22 protein-coding genes and 1 other RNA gene are annotated in these 16427 nt (G+C 41.0%); 12 read left to right on the top strand and 11 right to left on the bottom strand.

Annotated features, from left to right (window positions below):
• Nucleotides 1-5 precede the first annotated feature (5 nt).
• Entirely contained in the window at nucleotides 6-500 is a 495-nt protein-coding gene (locus FN732_RS07315; protein ID WP_142935914.1) for an RNase A-like domain-containing protein, read from the bottom strand.
• 77 nt (nucleotides 501-577) lie between these two features.
• Here FN732_RS07315 and obgE point away from each other — a divergent pair, with 77 nt between their 5' ends.
• Genes obgE through FN732_RS07340 form a run of 5 tightly spaced genes read left to right on the top strand, consistent with a single transcriptional unit; the run spans nucleotide 578 to nucleotide 4777 of the window.
• A complete protein-coding gene (gene obgE / locus FN732_RS07320; protein ID WP_142935915.1) occupies nucleotides 578-1609 on the top strand; it encodes a GTPase ObgE in 1032 nt (343 codons plus the stop codon).
• Nucleotides 1578-2642 (top strand): glutamate 5-kinase, encoded by a 1065-nt coding sequence (gene proB, locus FN732_RS07325; RefSeq protein WP_142935916.1) that lies wholly within the window; start codon nucleotides 1578-1580, stop codon nucleotides 2640-2642. Before obgE ends, proB begins: the two co-directional genes overlap by 32 nt.
• Nucleotides 2643-2683: 41 nt before the next feature.
• Nucleotides 2684-3535, top strand: a complete 852-nt coding sequence (locus tag FN732_RS07330) for a YihY/virulence factor BrkB family protein (protein WP_246051351.1) — start codon at nucleotides 2684-2686, stop codon at nucleotides 3533-3535.
• A complete protein-coding gene (gene panC / locus FN732_RS07335) occupies nucleotides 3489-4340 on the top strand; it encodes a pantoate--beta-alanine ligase (RefSeq protein WP_142935917.1) in 852 nt (283 codons plus the stop codon). The genes FN732_RS07330 and panC overlap by 47 nt, the downstream gene beginning before the upstream one ends.
• A 35-nt stretch (nucleotides 4341-4375) precedes the next feature.
• Nucleotides 4376-4777: a secondary thiamine-phosphate synthase enzyme YjbQ gene (locus tag FN732_RS07340; RefSeq protein ID WP_142935918.1), complete on the top strand. Its 402-nt coding sequence runs from the start codon at nucleotides 4376-4378 to the stop codon at nucleotides 4775-4777.
• Here the strand turns inward: FN732_RS07340 and rnpB are convergent.
• Nucleotides 4777-5105, bottom strand: an RNA gene (gene rnpB, locus FN732_RS07345) — RNase P RNA component class A. The genes FN732_RS07340 and rnpB overlap by 1 nt on opposite strands.
• 21 nt (nucleotides 5106-5126) lie before the next feature.
• Nucleotides 5127-5441, bottom strand: a complete 315-nt coding sequence (locus FN732_RS07350) for an MTH1187 family thiamine-binding protein (protein WP_142935919.1) — start codon at nucleotides 5439-5441, stop codon at nucleotides 5127-5129.
• A gap of 62 nt (nucleotides 5442-5503) precedes the next feature.
• On the opposite strand from FN732_RS07350, the gene FN732_RS07355 reads away from it, so the two are divergent.
• The 7 genes from FN732_RS07355 to FN732_RS07385 are packed head-to-tail and all read left to right on the top strand — an operon-like array spanning nucleotide 5504 to nucleotide 11179.
• A complete protein-coding gene (locus FN732_RS07355; RefSeq protein ID WP_142935920.1) occupies nucleotides 5504-7018 on the top strand; it encodes a helicase HerA domain-containing protein in 1515 nt (504 codons plus the stop codon).
• Nucleotides 7019-8293: a cation diffusion facilitator family transporter gene (locus tag FN732_RS07360; protein WP_142935921.1), complete on the top strand. Its 1275-nt coding sequence runs from the start codon at nucleotides 7019-7021 to the stop codon at nucleotides 8291-8293.
• Nucleotides 8256-8801 carry a LabA-like NYN domain-containing protein gene (locus tag FN732_RS07365; RefSeq protein ID WP_142935922.1) on the top strand — a complete coding sequence of 182 codons (546 nt, stop codon included), beginning with the start codon at nucleotides 8256-8258 and terminating at the stop codon, nucleotides 8799-8801. Before FN732_RS07360 ends, FN732_RS07365 begins: the two co-directional genes overlap by 38 nt.
• Nucleotides 8801-9448: an MBL fold metallo-hydrolase gene (locus FN732_RS07370; RefSeq protein WP_142935923.1), complete on the top strand. Its 648-nt coding sequence runs from the start codon at nucleotides 8801-8803 to the stop codon at nucleotides 9446-9448. The genes FN732_RS07365 and FN732_RS07370 overlap by 1 nt, the downstream gene beginning before the upstream one ends.
• Complete coding sequence (locus FN732_RS07375; RefSeq protein WP_142935924.1) at nucleotides 9445-9912, top strand: metal-dependent hydrolase; 468 nt, start codon at nucleotides 9445-9447, stop codon at nucleotides 9910-9912. Before FN732_RS07370 ends, FN732_RS07375 begins: the two co-directional genes overlap by 4 nt.
• A 10-nt stretch (nucleotides 9913-9922) precedes the next feature.
• Entirely contained in the window at nucleotides 9923-10585 is a 663-nt protein-coding gene (fsa, locus tag FN732_RS07380) for a fructose-6-phosphate aldolase (protein WP_142935925.1), read from the top strand.
• 15 nt (nucleotides 10586-10600) lie between these two features.
• Complete coding sequence (locus FN732_RS07385; RefSeq protein WP_142935926.1) at nucleotides 10601-11179, top strand: hypothetical protein; 579 nt, start codon at nucleotides 10601-10603, stop codon at nucleotides 11177-11179.
• Between the two features lie 10 nt (nucleotides 11180-11189).
• Here the strand turns inward: FN732_RS07385 and FN732_RS07390 are convergent, their stop codons facing one another.
• The 8 genes from FN732_RS07390 to fliD all read right to left on the bottom strand — a co-directional run bounded on the left by FN732_RS07390 (nucleotide 11190) and on the right by fliD (nucleotide 16425).
• Nucleotides 11190-11429, bottom strand: a complete 240-nt coding sequence (locus FN732_RS07390) for a KH domain-containing protein (protein WP_142935927.1) — start codon at nucleotides 11427-11429, stop codon at nucleotides 11190-11192.
• Between the two features lie 11 nt (nucleotides 11430-11440).
• The gene (gene rpsP / locus FN732_RS07395) at nucleotides 11441-11671 is read right to left on the bottom strand and encodes a 30S ribosomal protein S16 (RefSeq protein ID WP_142935928.1); all 231 of its coding nucleotides are present in this window, start codon (nucleotides 11669-11671) and stop codon (nucleotides 11441-11443) included.
• A 65-nt stretch (nucleotides 11672-11736) separates the two neighbouring features.
• Nucleotides 11737-13083, bottom strand: a complete 1347-nt coding sequence (gene ffh, locus FN732_RS07400) for a signal recognition particle protein (RefSeq protein WP_142935929.1) — start codon at nucleotides 13081-13083, stop codon at nucleotides 11737-11739.
• Nucleotides 13084-13803 (bottom strand): MBL fold metallo-hydrolase, encoded by a 720-nt coding sequence (locus FN732_RS07405; RefSeq protein WP_142935930.1) that lies wholly within the window; start codon nucleotides 13801-13803, stop codon nucleotides 13084-13086.
• Between the two features lie 14 nt (nucleotides 13804-13817).
• Complete coding sequence (bioD, locus tag FN732_RS07410) at nucleotides 13818-14438, bottom strand: dethiobiotin synthase (protein WP_142935931.1); 621 nt, start codon at nucleotides 14436-14438, stop codon at nucleotides 13818-13820.
• On the bottom strand, nucleotides 14435-14707 hold the full coding sequence (locus FN732_RS07415; RefSeq protein ID WP_142935932.1) for a hypothetical protein: 273 nt from the start codon (nucleotides 14705-14707) through the stop codon (nucleotides 14435-14437). The genes bioD and FN732_RS07415 overlap by 4 nt, the downstream gene beginning before the upstream one ends.
• Complete coding sequence (gene fliS, locus FN732_RS07420; protein WP_221928612.1) at nucleotides 14694-15071, bottom strand: flagellar export chaperone FliS; 378 nt, start codon at nucleotides 15069-15071, stop codon at nucleotides 14694-14696. The genes FN732_RS07415 and fliS overlap by 14 nt, the downstream gene beginning before the upstream one ends.
• A gap of 10 nt (nucleotides 15072-15081) precedes the next feature.
• Complete coding sequence (gene fliD, locus FN732_RS07425) at nucleotides 15082-16425, bottom strand: flagellar filament capping protein FliD (protein WP_142935933.1); 1344 nt, start codon at nucleotides 16423-16425, stop codon at nucleotides 15082-15084.
• Nucleotides 16426-16427 lie beyond the last annotated feature (2 nt).

Genomic DNA, 16427 nt, shown 5'->3' on the forward strand with positions numbered 1-16427 from the left:
TCCATCTATGTTGGATATGCAGTTAGAACAATGAAACCAAACCTTTTGTCCTTTTTCAAGACTATTCTTGCACTCTTACACACTCTCTCAGTGTAATAACCCCTTCCCCTTACTACCTTTATTCCTATCGGTTTTTCTCCCCTGTAGATTAGAACTAATTTGTTGGGAGCTCTGCTGTTTAAAAGCCACTCTTTAATTCTATTTCTGTTTTCTGAAATAGCCCTTCTAACAACCTCTTCTGCAGTTCTTAAATCGTAAAAAGAACTTGCACTCCTTAATCTTGGCTCACTTTCAAGTCTTTCTACAAGCCACTTATAGTTCTTCCCGACGTGTCTTCTTATCGTATGTCCTCCAACTGTTTCGTAGAACTTCAATCCCCTGTAGTTAAGCTCGGTTAGGGTCTCTCTTTTTACCTTCTCTCCACCTGAAAAACAGCTGTAGAGGGTAACTGGAAAAATCAGGAGGAGGATAGAAATTATTAACGTTAATATCCTCTTCATTCTTACCTCCGTTGAATTTAGTTGAATTTATTTTTTAAAAAAACTACATTAGTCTTGTAATCCAATCGGGAGGAAAAATGGCGAAGTTTATCGATAGAGCTAAAATATTTGTCCAGGGAGGACACGGAGGCAACGGCTGTGTTGCATTTAGAAGGGAGAAGTTCGTTCCTAAAGGTGGCCCCTCTGGAGGCAGTGGCGGTAAGGGAGGAGACGTTGTCTTAGTTGCCGATAGAAACGTCCACACACTCCTTGACTTTAAGTATAGGAGGCACTACAGGGCTGAAAGGGGAAGACACGGAGAGGGAAACAAGAGAAGCGGAAAGAGTGGAGAGGACCTAATAATTAAGGTTCCCGTAGGAACGGTTGTAAGGAATGCAGAGACTGGAGAGGTGATTGGAGACCTGACTGAACACGGGCAGAGGTTGATAGTTGCCAAGGGGGGAAGAGGAGGAAGGGGAAATGCAGCCTTTGCAACACCTACAAGGAGAGCTCCCGACTTTGCAGAGCCAGGTGAACCTGGAGAGGAGAGATGGATAGAACTTGAACTCAAACTCCTTGCAGATATAGGCCTTATAGGTTTTCCAAACGCTGGAAAGTCAACCTTCCTCTCTAAAATTTCTGCAGCAAAACCGGAAATTGCAGACTATCCGTTTACAACGTTGAGGCCAATTTTGGGAGTTACGAGAGTGGGGGACCACTCCTTTGTAGTTGCGGACATCCCAGGGCTTATAGAGGGAGCTCACAGGGGAAAAGGTTTAGGTCATGAGTTTTTAAAGCATATTGAAAGAACAAAACTGTTACTCCACCTCATAGATTTAACGGACCAGACAAGGTCTCCTGAGGAGGCTTTTGAGGCCATAAATAGGGAGTTGGAGCTCTACTCCCCAGAGCTCTCAAAGAAACCTCAAATCGTTGTTGGAACGAAAATCGATGCACTTTCAGACCGCTCCATTCTAAACAGGCTCAAGGAGTACTTCTCCAAAAAAGGTTATCCTTTCTTTGCAGTTTCTGCTGTAACTGGAGAGGGGATGGATAGGCTTATGAGCTTTGTTTCCCAGAAATTAAAGGAGCTTGAGAATGTTCAGAAGAGCAAGGAGAATAGTAGTTAAGGTAGGTTCTCAGCTTTTAGCTGGCGAAACCGGACTGAACAGGGAGTTTATTCTTAACGTAGCCTCTCAAATTGCCAAGTTAAAGGAGGCAGGGAGAGAAGTTATTCTGGTAAGTTCTGGGGCAGTCCTTGCAGGTATAAAGGCCTTAGGTTTTAACAGGAAGCCCTTTTCACTTGCCGAAAAACAGGCTCTCTCTGCAATCGGTCAACCATATCTCCTTGCAGAGTACAGGAGAGCCTTTAAGGAGTTTGGTGTTGAGGTTGCCCAGGTTCTCCTGACTGCAGAGGATTTAAGGTCTAAGGAGAGATTTTTAAATGCAAGGAATACGTTTGAATCCCTCCTGAAGTTTGGAGTCGTCCCCATTGTTAATGAAAACGATACAGTTTCAACGGAGGAGATTCAGATTGGCGACAACGACAATCTATCTGCCCACGTTTCAGTTGTCGTCGAGGCTGAACTCCTCATTATGCTAACAACTGCAAAGGGTATATACGATAAAGACCCTCTTAAAAATCCCGATGCAAGGCTGATTCCCGTTGTTGAGGATGAGAGGGAGCTCTTTAGGGTATGCGACTTTTCCTGTAAAACCTCCTTCGGCACTGGAGGTATGGGAACAAAGGTTGAGGCTGCATTAAAGGCTGTAAAAAAGGGAATTCCCGTTATTGTTGCAGGAGGAAACGAAGATAACGTTCTTCAGAGAATTGTAAATGGAGAGAGATTGGGAACCCTATTCCTGCCGAAGAAGGTTTTGAGGGCAAAGGGATACAGAATTCTCTATTTGATGGAGCCAAAGGGGAAAATTTTCGTAGATAGGGGAGCAGAAGAGGCCATTGTAAACTTTGGAAAGAGTTTACTTTCAAAGGGGATTAAACACTGGGAGGGCGAATTTAGAAAGGGCGATGCCGTAGAGGTCTATTCAGAAAGGGGAGAGTTGATAGGAAAGGGAATTTCAAGGTGCAGCAGTAGCGAGATTGAGAAGAAAAAGGTTTGCATCCACAGGGACGACTTTGTACTGATAAAGGAAGGAGTATAAAGATAATGGAGTTTAAGAAACTTTTAAGAATAGAGCTCTAAATGATGATATGTAGGAAATTCCTTAGAAAGAACTCCTTTATTTCTTATCTAATTTTTGCCGTCTGTGACCTGTTTGAGTCGGACTACATGTTCTATGCTGCCTCGATAGCTTACTATACCTTAATGTCAATAATTCCCCTTTTTATATTTCTCTTTTTCTTAGGAATGGTCATTTTTCATACAAATTTTCAAGAGTTCATTCCAAAGGAGTTTTTGAACTCCCCTTTAAAGCCGATAATCAACCAGATAAACCAGGTAATTAACAGTTCAGGAATAATAAGTGGAACGGCAGCTCTTGTAATGCTCTGGTTTTCAAGAGGAATATTTCTTTCTATTGAAAGGTCATTCTGTGAGATTTTAAGGGTAGACAACCCTGCCGGTTTTATTTACAGGCACTTAGTTATAGTTCTCGTAATACTTTTGCTTTGGGCTCTTATGTTCATGTTCTATGTAGCCCACTATCTACTTGCCTTTCTGCTTCCTCAGTTTCCAGCCCTCTCCTTTTTATCTTCACTTGTAGCACCGTTACTTCTATTTATCATTCTACTGTCCATATACTACTTCCTCCTGCCTATATCCCTTCCCATTTCATTTATGGTTAGAATCTCACTAATTGTTTTTTTCCTCCTTGCACTCTTTGAGAGGTTTTTCGTTTGGTTCATAGTTAACGTCTCAAAGGTGAGTATTCTCTACAGTTCCTTTGCTGCGGTAATAATTTTTCTCCTTTGGATATACTACTCTGCAACCGTTATACTCTTAGGTGTAGGAATTGTCAAAGGAAAGGTAATTGCAGAGGGAGAGGTCAATGAGAATAGTAAAGAAAGTAAAGGAGATGCAGGGGATAGGAACTAACCTCCTTAAAACCGGAAAGGAGGTCGGCTTTGTTCCTACAATGGGTTACCTTCATGAGGGCCACTTAAGTCTTATAAGAAGGGCAAGGAGAGAAAATGACGTTGTAATCGTTAGTGTGTTTGTTAACCCTACTCAATTTGGCCCGAACGAAGACTTTGATAGGTATCCAAGGAATTTAGAGAGGGATGCAGAGCTTTGTAGGAAGGAAGGAGTTGATTTTCTCTTTAACCCTTCCGATGATGAAATGTACCCTGAGGGTTTCTCAACATTTGTTGAAGTAGGAGGCTTAACTGAGAGTTTGTGTGGAAGGAGCCGACCGGGACACTTTAGGGGTGTTGCAACAGTTGTAACGAAGCTTTTAAACATTGTTCGGCCAACAAGAGCTTACTTTGGAGAAAAGGACTTTCAGCAACTTCAGGTTATAAAAAGGCTTGTTAGGGATTTGAACATTCCTGTTGAAATAGTAGGATGCCCAATTGTTAGGGAAAAGGATGGTCTTGCTATGAGTTCGAGAAATGTATACCTCTCGGAGGAAGAGAGGGAATCGGCACTCTCCCTCTACAGAGGATTGAAACTTGCAAAGGAGCTCTTTGAAAACGGGGAAAGGAATCCTGAGGTAATAAAGGAAAAAGTCAGAGACTTTATCCTTTCACACCCTAAGACAAAAATTGACTATGTAGAAATCGTTTCCCCGGAGAGCTTGAAACCTGTATGTAAAGTGAAGGAAGGGGATGTAATAGCTCTTGCTGTCTTTGTAGGAAATACGAGGCTTATAGATAACTACACGTTTGGAAGGGAACTCTAATATAATAAACTTAAAATTAAAGAGAGGAGAGTCTGATGGTCTACGAAATAACATTAAAAACTACAGGAAGAGACCAGTTTATAGATATTACAAGACAGGTGGAATCAGTGGTTCTTCAGTCTGGGGTAAAGAAGGGAATTTGCGTTATTTACGTTCCCCATACTACTGCAGGAGTTACGATTAACGAAAATGCAGACCCAACGGTAAGAAAGGATATTATTAAAACTTTGGATAAGCTAATTCCCTGGAGAGAACCATTTTACGAGCATGCTGAAGGGAACTCTGCGGCCCACATAAAGTCCTCCCTTATAGGGTGCAACCAGACGGTAATCATTCAGGAAGGAAGGCTCCTCCTTGGAACTTGGCAGGGAATCTACTTCTGTGAATTTGACGGTCCCAGGACGAGAAGGGTTTTTGTGAAGGTAATTCCAGAGTAACTGGGAGCAGGCCGTAAGCCGGGTTCTGTTTTTAAGGGAGTCATTTATCTGTGCAGCTTACCCACCGGCATCGGGCGGGCCACCCTCAAGCGCCGGCCTATTTAGCCTTGCTCCGGGAGGGGGTTGCCGTGCCTCTCCTCCTTACGGAGAAGAGCGGTGGTCCCTTACACCACCTTTTCACCCTTACCACCTTTTAGGTGGCGGTCTCTTTTCTGTGGCCCTTCCGCAGGGTCGCCCCTGCCCGGCTCAACGCCGGCTCCCTGCCCTGTGGAGCCCGGACTTTCCTCTCAAAGGGTCTTCCCCTTTGAGCGACTCCCCGTCCTGCTCCCACTATAAATATAGGCATTTTCTACTTTTTTACCTCTTTCCCTAATTTTCTCTCAACTGACCTTATCTTTTGCTCCAGTCTGTTTGACCTTCCTTTCCTTATATCAAACTTTACAACGGAATATACTCTATTACAGTCGGGTTCCAGAAGCTCGTAAGCTTTCTTAATTATGGAAAGGGCTTCATCCATAGTTTCTGTTTCAAAAACAGTTCCCATAGGGGTTAACCTGTAAGGAATGCCGCTCTCATCTATCATTTTAATTATTCTTGAAACGTAGGAGCTTACACTTTCACCCTTATCTGTAGGAAACATTGCAAATTCGACCAAGACGGACATTCTTTCCTCCCCTATTTACTTTCTCTCTATAATTTAACTTCTGAATACTGATGGAGGAAAGTATGGAAAGAAAAACGATAGGCGTTTGTGTAGGGGAAATTACAACTTCGGAAGCTGAGTTTATAAGTGGTAGTAAGGTAGCTTTAGGTGACTACGTTGAACTTAGTTACGATGGCTACAACGTTTTAGGTTTTGTTAAGGAGATTAAGAGGCTCAACCGCTCTTTGACAAGTGAGTTAGACCCTGAGGACGTTGAAAAGGTCAGAAAGTTCTCAAAGGGGAATTCAATTTTTTACGGAAAGGTATCAATACTTGGGGACCCAGATAGGAGGATGTTTATTCCAAGGATACCACCTGAGCCCGGAACGGTTATCTACGAAGCAAGTAGCGAGACACTAAAGAAGGTCTTTGGAGAGGAGGGAGAGAGCAAGATAGAGGTGGGGAACCTATTAACAAGACCTGAGGTTTCAGTTTATATAGATGTCAACAGCATAGTTACAAGGCACCTTGCGGTTCTTGCAATAACGGGAGGAGGAAAGTCAAACACTGTCTCGGTAATTCTTGAAGGACTCTTGGAGAAGGATGGAACTATCCTCGTTTTTGATATGCACGGAGAGTACGTAAACTTTGAAATGGAGAAGAACGGAGCTCTCGTTGTCAAAAGAATTGACCTTTTTCTCAATCCTGTTAAGCTGAGCTATCACGAGTTTAGGCTCTTTGCAAACGTTGACGACAGTGCCTACATACAGGACAGGTACTTAAGGAGAGCTTTTAAAGAAACGATAGAGGCAATTTCAGATGGAACTATTCAAGCTGAGGAATTCTGGGGTTACCTTGAGGGAAAACTAACCGAGTGGGCAAACGATGAAAACTATAAGGACGATAGAAAGTCAATAACCGGGGTTCTTAACAAGGTTGAGGATATGAAGGAGGCCTACGGGGAGCTCTTTGCCCTCAACCAGTCACCGATAGTAGAACAGATAGAGTTTGGAAGGTTAAATGTGATAGACCTTTCCCACGTTGATGAGAAGATTGCAGACATTGTTGTAAGTCACGTTTTAAGAAACGTCCTTGATGCAAGAAAGAGGTTCATTAGGGAAGGAAACGGATTGGAGTTTCCCCTCTTTATGGTTCTTGAGGAGGCCCACATACTTGCTTCATCAACGATAAACACCCGCTCACGGTACTGGATTTCAAGGATTGCGAGGGAAGGTAGGAAGTTTGGCCTCGGCCTGTGTTTGGTTACTCAAAGACCGAAAGCCTTGGATTCAAACGCACTCTCCCAGGCAAACAACATGATAATCTTAAGGCTTGTGGAACCGGGAGACCAGAGACACGTTCAGCAGGCTTCAGAGTCCCTAAGTGCCGACCTCGTCAACCAGCTTCCCTCTCTAAACGTTGGAGAGGCTCTCCTCATGGGACAGATGATTTCAGTTCCCGCACTTGTGAAGATAAGATTGGCAAGAGCAAAGAGGGGAGGAAACGACATAAATGCCGTTGAGGAGTGGAAAAAGTACAGAGAGAGGAAAAGTAAGGTAAACTCTGTTCTTGACAGCATTTTAGACCCGGAGTTTTAGATGGAAATCATTAGGGAAAAGAGGAAAGTTGCTCTATACTCTGTTTTTGTAAATCTCTTTCTGACTGTTCTTAAACTCTCAGCCGGTTTGGTTTCAAGTTCTCATTCTCTTATTGCAGATGGAATTCACTCTCTGGCAGACCTTGCAGCCTCCCTCTCGGTCTATGCAGGTATAGTTATGGCAAATATGAAGGTTAAAGAGTTTCCCTACGGCCTCTACAAGGTTGAAAACTTTGTTTCCCTTCTAAGTGCATTTGCTATATTCTTTGCAGGTTATGAAATTCTAAAGGAAACCTTCTTTGAGGGGAGCTCCCACAGGATAGAAAACCTCCCCGTTGCTGTAGGTGCAGTTCTGATAACCATCCTCGTAACCTACTTCTTTTCAAAATTTGAGAGAAGAAAGGGGGAGGAACTTAACTCTCCAAGTCTTATAGCCGATTCGGAGCACATTAAGACAGATATGTTCTCAGCCCTCGTCGTTTTAGTTGGAGTTGTCGGAAGTTACTTAGGATATCCCATCGTTGAAAAGGTAGCCGTTCTAATCATTGTCCTCTTTATCTTCCACGCAGGTTACGAAATTCTCATTGAGGCATTAAAGGTTTTGTTGGATGCTTCAATTGACAGAGATAGCCTCGAGAGGATAAGGAAATTGCTGCTCTCCCATCCCCTTGTTAAGGAGGTTAAGGAGATAACTGGAAGGAGCTCCGGCAGTTACAAGTTCATCGAGGCAGAGGTAAAGGTTGGAACGAACGACCTTAAAAGGGCTCACAGAGTAGTTCACGAGGTTGAGGCTAAGGTTAAGAGGGAGGTTCCATTTATAGAGAAGATAATTATCCACTTTGAACCTGAGGAGAGGGAGGAAAAGAAGTACGCTATTTTTGTCTCTGGAAACAGGGTTTGCAGTAAGTTTGCAGAGTGCCCCCAAGTTCTCATTCTTGAAAGGGAGGGCAACCAGTGGAGGAGGGTAGAGGTTTTTGAGAATCCTGCTGTAAAAATAAAGTATGGAAGGTGCATAGAGCTTGTAGAACTCCTTGCAAAGAAGGGTGTTAACTGTGTGGCTGTAAACAACCTTCCCTTGGGAAAGGGAGTTATATATGCCTTATCCGCTTACGGAATGGGAATGAAGTTGATACCTAAGGATGATTTGGACGAATTTTTAGAGGAGCTTAAGAGGAATCCCCACTGCGAACCACCGTTGGCAGTCTGGAATACATACACCTGCGATATAGGAGGAGAAGTTGAAGGCTCAGGACTTGATAGAGAGGGACAGGGATAGAAAAAATCTCTCTGTAGCAATCTTTGTCGATATGCAGAACATTTACTACGGAGCAAAGCACTCCATAAATAAAAAGGTTGACTTTAAGAACCTTTTGGAACTTGCCCTTAGGGGGAGAACCCTCTACAGGGCAATAGCCTACTTGGTTAACCTTGATAGGGTCAATCAGGACGGCTTCATCCACGTTTTGAGAAACATCGGCTACGAGGTCAAACTGAAGGAGCCAAAGAAGTTCTACAACTGGGACAGAGTTGAGTATAAGGCCGACTGGGACATGGGAATTGCAATCGATGCAATTGCAATGGCTGAGAACGGGAAGGTTGACGTTGTTGTTTTAATGAGCGGAGATGGGGACTTTGTCGATTTAATAAACTTTCTCAAGGCAAAGGGGATAAAAGTTGAGGTTATTTCCTTTAAATCAATAACGGCAAAGGAGATAATCTCTGCTGCAAACGAGTACATAGACCTTGAAGAAGTCTCAGAATTTATCGTTTTAGAGGGAGAGTGATGAGGGTAAAAGTGTTTCCAAACGCTCCATTTTTAGTCAATACCATACTTTTCTGGGATGAGGAAACGAAAGAAGCTGCTGTTGTGGACCCTGGAAGTAAGGAGGTATTAGAGGATATAGAGGATATTGTTGATAGGGAAAATTTGAACGTTGTCTACGTTATAAACACCCATGAACACCCCGACCACACAGCTGCAAACGCATGGGCAAAACTAAAGTTTCCAGAAGCAAAACTGATTATGCATCCGGAGGCAAAGAGAAACTTGAACTTCTGGGTAGAGAGTGAAATAGGACTCATGGCAGGGGCCGAATACTCACCTGCTCCTGATAGAACTGTTAATGAAGGTGACGTTCTTAAGTTGGGAAATTCCGAACTCAGAATTCTCCATACTCCAGGACACTCCCCCGGCAGTATAGTTCTCTACTCACCAACGGACAGAGTTGCCTTTGTAGGTGACCTGATTTTTAAGGGAAGCATAGGAAGGTACGATTTACCTATGAGCGATTTTTCCCAACTTAAATCGTCAATATTTAAAGTTTTAAAGGAGCTCCCTCAAGACACAGTTTTAATTCCAGGACACGGAGAGAAAACAACGATTGGCGAAGAGCTCCGTGAAAATCCCTTCATTAGAGGTCTTATCAGATGACCTTTGGAAGCCACATTCTTGCAGGGGTAGTTTTTGCATCTTTTTTCAACTTACCGATTCTCCCTTCTATCTTAGGTTCTATTCTTCCTGACGTTGATTTAAAAAAGGGGCTTCCTTTTCCCAATCAGAGAACCCTCTTTAACTCACACAGGGGCATAACTCACCATATTTTAATACCAATAGTTCTTCTTTTTGTTTCTATTACTGTAAAGGACTTTCTCAACAAAAGTTTGGGATTGAACCTTCTCTCGTTTACTGTTGGTTACTTTTCCCATCTCTTTTTGGATGCTTTAACTCCGTTAGGTATTCCTTACAGTACAAAGTACTATCCAAGGTTTTCCTTCAAACTGTTTAAAACGGGTAAAATAGGAGAACTCTTTGTTATACTTATACTAATAGCTTTATTAATCTTTCAGGTTAAAAGTGGTGAATTGGACTACAGTTCTTTTAAATTTACAAGATAGGAGGTAGAGGATGAAGTTCTTTATCGATACTGCTGATGTTAATGAGATTAAATCTGCAATGGAAATGGGTTTGATAGACGGAGTTACTACAAATCCAACACTAATCTCAAAGACCGGAAGACCCTTTTTAGAAGTAGCTAAGGAAATCTTAGAAATTGTTCCTGGACCTGTCAGCTTAGAGGTCGTCAGCCTTGATACTCAGGGAATGGTTGATGAGGCAAGACAGTTGGCAAAGTTGGGAGATAACGTAGTTATCAAAATTCCAATGACAACAGAGGGTTTAAAGGCAGTTAAAATACTCTCATCGGAGGGAATAAAGACAAACGTTACACTCGTCTTTTCACCGCTTCAGGCATTACTGGCAGCAAAGGCCGGTGCAACTTACGTCTCCCCTTTCGTTGGAAGGTTAGACGATATAGGGCATGACGGAATGGAACTTATCTCTCAGGTTGTTCAAATCTACGAAAACTACGGTTTTGAAACTGAAATTATCGTTGCAAGTGTAAGGCACCCTCAGCACGTTTTACAGGCTGCACTCATTGGAGCTGATATTGCTACTATCCCTTACAAAGTAATAAAACAACTTGCTAAGCACCCTCTAACAGACATAGGAATCGAAAGATTCTTAGAGGACTGGGCTAAGGTTCCCGATAGGGAATCCATCTTTAGGTAGATTTAGGAGGAGGCTTTGGATAGATACCATGGAGAGGAAAAGTTAAAAGAACTCTATGACCTGTTAAAAAGTGGTCTTGATAGATTAAGTGAGATTGAATATTTGATGAAACTACTTGAAACAGAGGTAAAAGACTATGAGTCTTTGATTGATAAGGAGAGTTTAATACCTAAGATAAAGTTTGTTAAGTATAAACTTGAGAGATTGATTAACAGACTGAAGTATGGAAGTGAAGAAGTCTTAGTATGTGCAGGCATTAAAATAGATATTTTAGGGGAGGATATTTCAACTTCTGACAAAAAGTTTCTCACAAACGATATTCTAAGTTATTTGGATAATAGAATCAGACCTACAGATATCCTATTTAGGGTTAATGAATCCAGCATGGGTATTATTTTTATCTTAAAGAGCGAGAAGGATGAGGAGGCTGTAATCAACCGCTTGAACCAAATGTTACTCCATATAAAGACAAAAACTTACAGTGATAAAAATATACTAATAAACCTTAAGCTTAAACATTTTCGTATCACAAAAGAAAACAGTGCTGATAACGTAATAGACAATTTGGAAAATATTTTAAGGGAAATAGAGTAGCGGAGCTCCGCTACTCTATTATTTCAAGAACGGCCTTCTTACCCTGTTTAGCTGCAGCAGCTGAAAGTATTGTTCTTAAAGCTTTTGCAGTTCTTCCCTGTTTACCAATAACTTTTCCAAGGTCTTTAGGGTCAACCTTTAGTTCAATTACTACAGTTCTCTCCCCTTCAGTCTCATTTACTGAAACTGCATCCGGATTGTCCACAAGCCTCTTAGCAACACACTCAACGATTTCCTTCAGTGCAGACATCTTCCACCTCCTTATTGAAGAGCTCTCTTGATGAGTGAAGCAACTCTGGGGGTTGGCTGAGCACCCTTTGAAAGCCATTCCTTTACCTTTTCAACATCAATTTGAAGTTCCTTTGACTTTGGATTGTAAGTTCCTAAGATATCAACTGCCCTTCCATCCCTCTTGGACATAGCTTCGGCAACAACAATCTTGTAAACGGGAAGTTTCTTTCTTCCCATCTTTTTAAGCCTTATCTTAACCAACCTTCTCCTCCTATTTTGAAATTTTGAAGTCTAATTTTAGTCCAAAACTACTTCAATTCAACTCCTTAGAAAAAGGGAAATGGAAACTTTCTCCCCCTTTTGGCCATCTTTTTTTGCATCTTCCTCATCTGTTTCATGGCCATTTTCATCTGGACAAACTGCTTTATTAGGGCATCAACCTCCTTTACACTCGTTCCGCTTCCCTTAGCAATTCTCCTCTTTCTACTTGCATTTATTATTGCGTGGTTTCTCCTCTCCTCTGGAGTCATTGAGTTTATTATTGCCTCTATTCTCTTTAGCTTCTTGTCATCTATTGCCTGTTGAACCTGTTTCAAAACTTTCTGGCTTCCAAGCCCTGGTATCATTCTTATAATCTGCTGAATGGGACCGAGCTTCTGAATCATTCTAAGCTGCTGCCTGAAGTCCTCTAAAGTAAACTCTCCGGACAGGAGTTTTTCCTGCATAGAAAGGGCTTCCCTCTCATCTATAACCTGTTGAGCCTTTTCAACAAGGCTGACAACATCTCCCATCCCAAGAATTCTCGATGCAACCCTATCGGGATAGAACTGTTCAAAGTCCTCTATCTTTTCACCTGTACCTGCAAACTTTATAGGCTTTCCAGTTACCCCCTTAACAGATAGCGCCACTCCTCCCCTTGAGTCTGAATCCATCTTCGTAAGGATAATCCCCGTCATTCCAACGGCATCGTTGAAGGCCTTTGCAATGTTTACAGCTTCCTGACCTGTCATTGCGTCTATAACGAATAGAACTTCATCAGGATTTGTCTCCTCCCTTATTCTTCTTGCCTCCTCAAGGAGTTCCTCATCAATGTGTAGCCTTCCAGCTGTATCGATTATGAGAACATCGTAGTTCTCATCCCTTGTCTTCTTTAGAGCATCCTTTGAAATCTTTACGGCATCCTTTTCATTCTCCTCTAAAAATACGGGAACTCCTATCTTTTCCCCCAACTTTTTAAGCTGGAGCATTGCCGCAGGTCTATAGACGTCTGCAGAGGTTAACAGAACCTTTTTTCCCTGCTTTTTTAGGAAATTTGCAAGTTTTGCAGCAGTTGTTGTTTTACCGGAACCCTGAAGACCAATTAGTAAAATTACTGCAGGTTTGTTTTTTAAGTTTAACTTAGCTTCCTCACCGCCCAAAGCCTCTACAAGCTCATCGTGAACAATTTTTACGAGCTGTTGTGCAGGATTTACTCCCTTGACAACCTCTGCTCCTAAGGCCTTTTCTCTAATATCAGAAATGAAATTTGAAACCACCTTGTAGTTTACGTCTGCTTCAAGGAGGGCAAGTTTTATCTCCCTCAATCCCTTTTCTAAAGTCTCCTTATCTATTCGACCTTTTCTTCCAAACTTTTCAAGTGTAGACTGAATCCTTTCGGCTAAAGCATCAAACATTTATTCCTCCGACAAGGGAATTTCCAACCCTGCAACTGCCTCTATAAATCTATCTCCCCAGTTTTCCTTGAAAAGGGATATGGCTCTATCACCTGTACAGTGGCAGGGAGCTACAAACTGGGTGAAGTTTTTCAGCTCCTCACAAACCTCTAAAATCTCATCATCTGTAGATTTGTAGAGGTGAAATCCCCCAACGGTTAGAAAGAGGGTTTCTCCAATTAAAGAAACAGCCTTTTTTGCAATTTCCACAATCCCAGGATGAGAACACCCTGTTATCAGGAGAGCTCCCCTTTCAGTAAAAACAATTAAGGAGTGTTCCTCAGAGGGCTTCTCAAGGCCTGTTGGAAGGATTCCCGTTGAGAGAGTTCTCTCAGAGATGTAGGTTGGAGCTGAAACAGGAACACAAATGGCAGTTTCAGGGAGCTCCTTTTCAATTTCAAAGCAGTCAGTTTCAGGGACGTAAATCTCTACTGAACCGTTTTTACTCAGTACGTAGGGCAGTCCTCCAACGTGATCCCAGTGGTTGTGGGATATAAAGACCTTATCAATTGATGATGGGTCAACACCGGCGGTTTCCATATTTTTCTTTAAAACTTCAGGTTTTGCCCCTGTGTCAAAGAGAATACTCTCCTCTTTAAGCTCAATAAGTGCTGAGAATCCCCAGTCTGGCAAGAATGGGGGGAGAGCTCTGTTATCGTAAAGAATCGTTAAGGTTTCCATAATTCCTCCAGAAATTAGTCAACTATTTCCTCACCAAAGTTAGATAAATCCTCGTATGAAGAAAAGAGGTAGACGGGAACGTTGAGTAATTTCTTTAAACTGCTATAGTTCGTTTCAACACTTTCATCGTACTTTTCCCTATTGTTCAAAATAACAGCTTTTACATTTACACCTTCACACTCACAGACTCTTACTGTTAAAAGAGTGTGGTTTATGACTCCTAATTTATTAAGAGCTACAACAATGACTTCAGCACTTAAATCCCTTGCAAGGTCAAGAAACGTGTAGTTCCACGTTATTGGAACAAGCAGTCCCCCTGCGCCCTCAAGGAAAACCTCATCGTAGTTCTCAGAGAACTTCCTTAATTTTTCTTTAAGTTTATAAGTGTCAATTTTCACTCCCTCTATTTCCGAAGCAACTGCAGGAGCTACGGGAGTTTTGAATTTGTATATCGGAGGGAGTTTTCCATTACAAATCCTTGAGATTTTTTCTGCATCCTCACACAGGGGATTACATCCTGTCTCTACAACTTTTAAGCCACAAACGTTTTTTCCCCTTTCCCTAAGATAGCGTAAAATTGAAACTGTGAAGTAGGTTTTTCCAACTCCAGTGTCCGTCCCAGTTATTAAAATCATAGTTTTTTATTATACGCTTTTACAGCAACCTTTGACGAGTAAAGCTCATTCATCCTATCAATTAGCTTTTCCTGAACTTCACTTGCTTTTGCAATAACACTATCTATCAAATCAGAAATTTCCTTTCTTTCTTCTTCAGAAATATTGGCCAATTGGAATGTTTTAATTTTTGAAATATCTTCGTAAAGAAGGTCAATGTTTTCTATTTTCTCGGCGTTTAAAAGAGAGAGATGTTTTCTAAGGAGAGATTTTATTTCATTTACTTTCATTATTTTCCAAAGCCTCTTTAAATCCTGAATAGACTGTTTCTAAGATTTCCTTTACGTTTTTTATTCTTTCTTTATCGTTCGTTGCATTTGCTTTTACAAGCTCTAAAATACAAAAATCGTAAAGTTTATCTAAATTTTTAGCTATTTCTCCTCCTTTCTCAAAATCCAAGGAGGCCTGCATAACTGATAGGGCATTTGTTACCTTTGTCAGTGACTCTGCCTTTGTTTTTACGTCTCCCTCGTCTATTGCGAAGATAGAAATATTTAACAAGCTTATCATTTCCTCATAAGCTTTTAAAAGTAATCCTTCATTAGTTAAAACTTCTTCCTCTGTTTTCATATATGTGGCATACGGGTTTCTCAAAATTTACCTCCTAAGTTTTATTTTCTTTTGACTGTGATAGTGACGCAGCAAAACTCTGGATTCTCATCTGAACTGATTTCATCTCAGAAAGATAAGTCTGTAGCTTTGCAAACCTTATCCTCATTGATTCAATTTCTTTGTTAATCATATCAGTCATAAATCTTACTCTATTATCAATATCATTAATTCTATTTCTGTAGTTGTTTTCCTCATTAGTAAGGTTTACGTCATAACTTTGAACGTAAGAGTCAATAGAACTTCCAAGGTTCATGAGGATATCCTTTGCATTATCCCTTTTCATAAAATCATCAAACATGTCCTCCTTTAAAGTTAAATGTCCCTTCGTATTTTCAATAGTTCCTTCAGTATCAAGAATACCGTACTTTCCAAGACTGTTGGTTATCATATTGAAAATTGTGTTTTCTATTGTGTGTAAACTGTACTCTCCCTGTAACGGTTGACCTTTTGCAGTGTATTTTGAAATGGTATCGTGTAGATTGTTGTATTCCTTTAGCAAATCCTTTACTAAAGACTTTATTTTTGAATAATCCCTATCAACAGTTAAAGTAGTTGTTCCTGTTTCCTTCGCTGTAATAGAAATTCCATTTATTGCAGAGTCAAAAGTATTTGTAGGGTTTGAAAATTGAATACCATTGATAGAGATTTCTGCATCCTGAGCAGAAACGGTTTCATAGGTCTTACTTGAATCCTCGCTAAATACGCCGTCTGAATCATCTCCAGGATTAAGATTGTCGTCTATTCCTGTTATCTCATTTTCAATGCCTGTTTCGGTGGAGGTTATCATAAGTTGGTAATCTGGATTATCGTTTGTTCCTACATTTATTATTGATGCTTTTAAATCGCCAGAGTTGTTAATCTCTTCAGCAATTTCCCTTAAAGTTTTTCCACCGTAATCAATTGAAAAGTTCTTCTCTGTTCCGTTCCTTTTGTAAGATATTGTTAAAGTTCCATTTTTAGAAATTGGAGAATCTAAATTCGTTATAGAATTTACAGTTCCAACTTTATAGGTATTTGCCCTGGCAAGTTGTGAAACTTCTACGTCGTAGGTTCCTTCAACAGGATTTCCAGTGACTGAAGCAGATGCAACGTCAGAATTTGAAACGGAAGCCTTAAGAATGTTGTAAGTTTCTTCTGAAGATAAACTCTCAACTGTTTTTAAGAATGCCTTAAGCTTTGAATGGATATCAGATAGAGCTTTTATCTTTGCCGATACAAGCTGCTCCTGGGACTGAAGCTGCTGAACAGGAATCATTTTAATGCTTTTCAATTTATCAAGGTAACTTTGGTAATCAAAGTCACCTGTTAAATTACTTATGTAGAATTCGCCAGCCATTT

The organism is Balnearium lithotrophicum, from assembly GCF_900182585.1.
GTDB lineage: Bacteria > Aquificota > Aquificia > Desulfurobacteriales > Desulfurobacteriaceae > Balnearium > Balnearium lithotrophicum.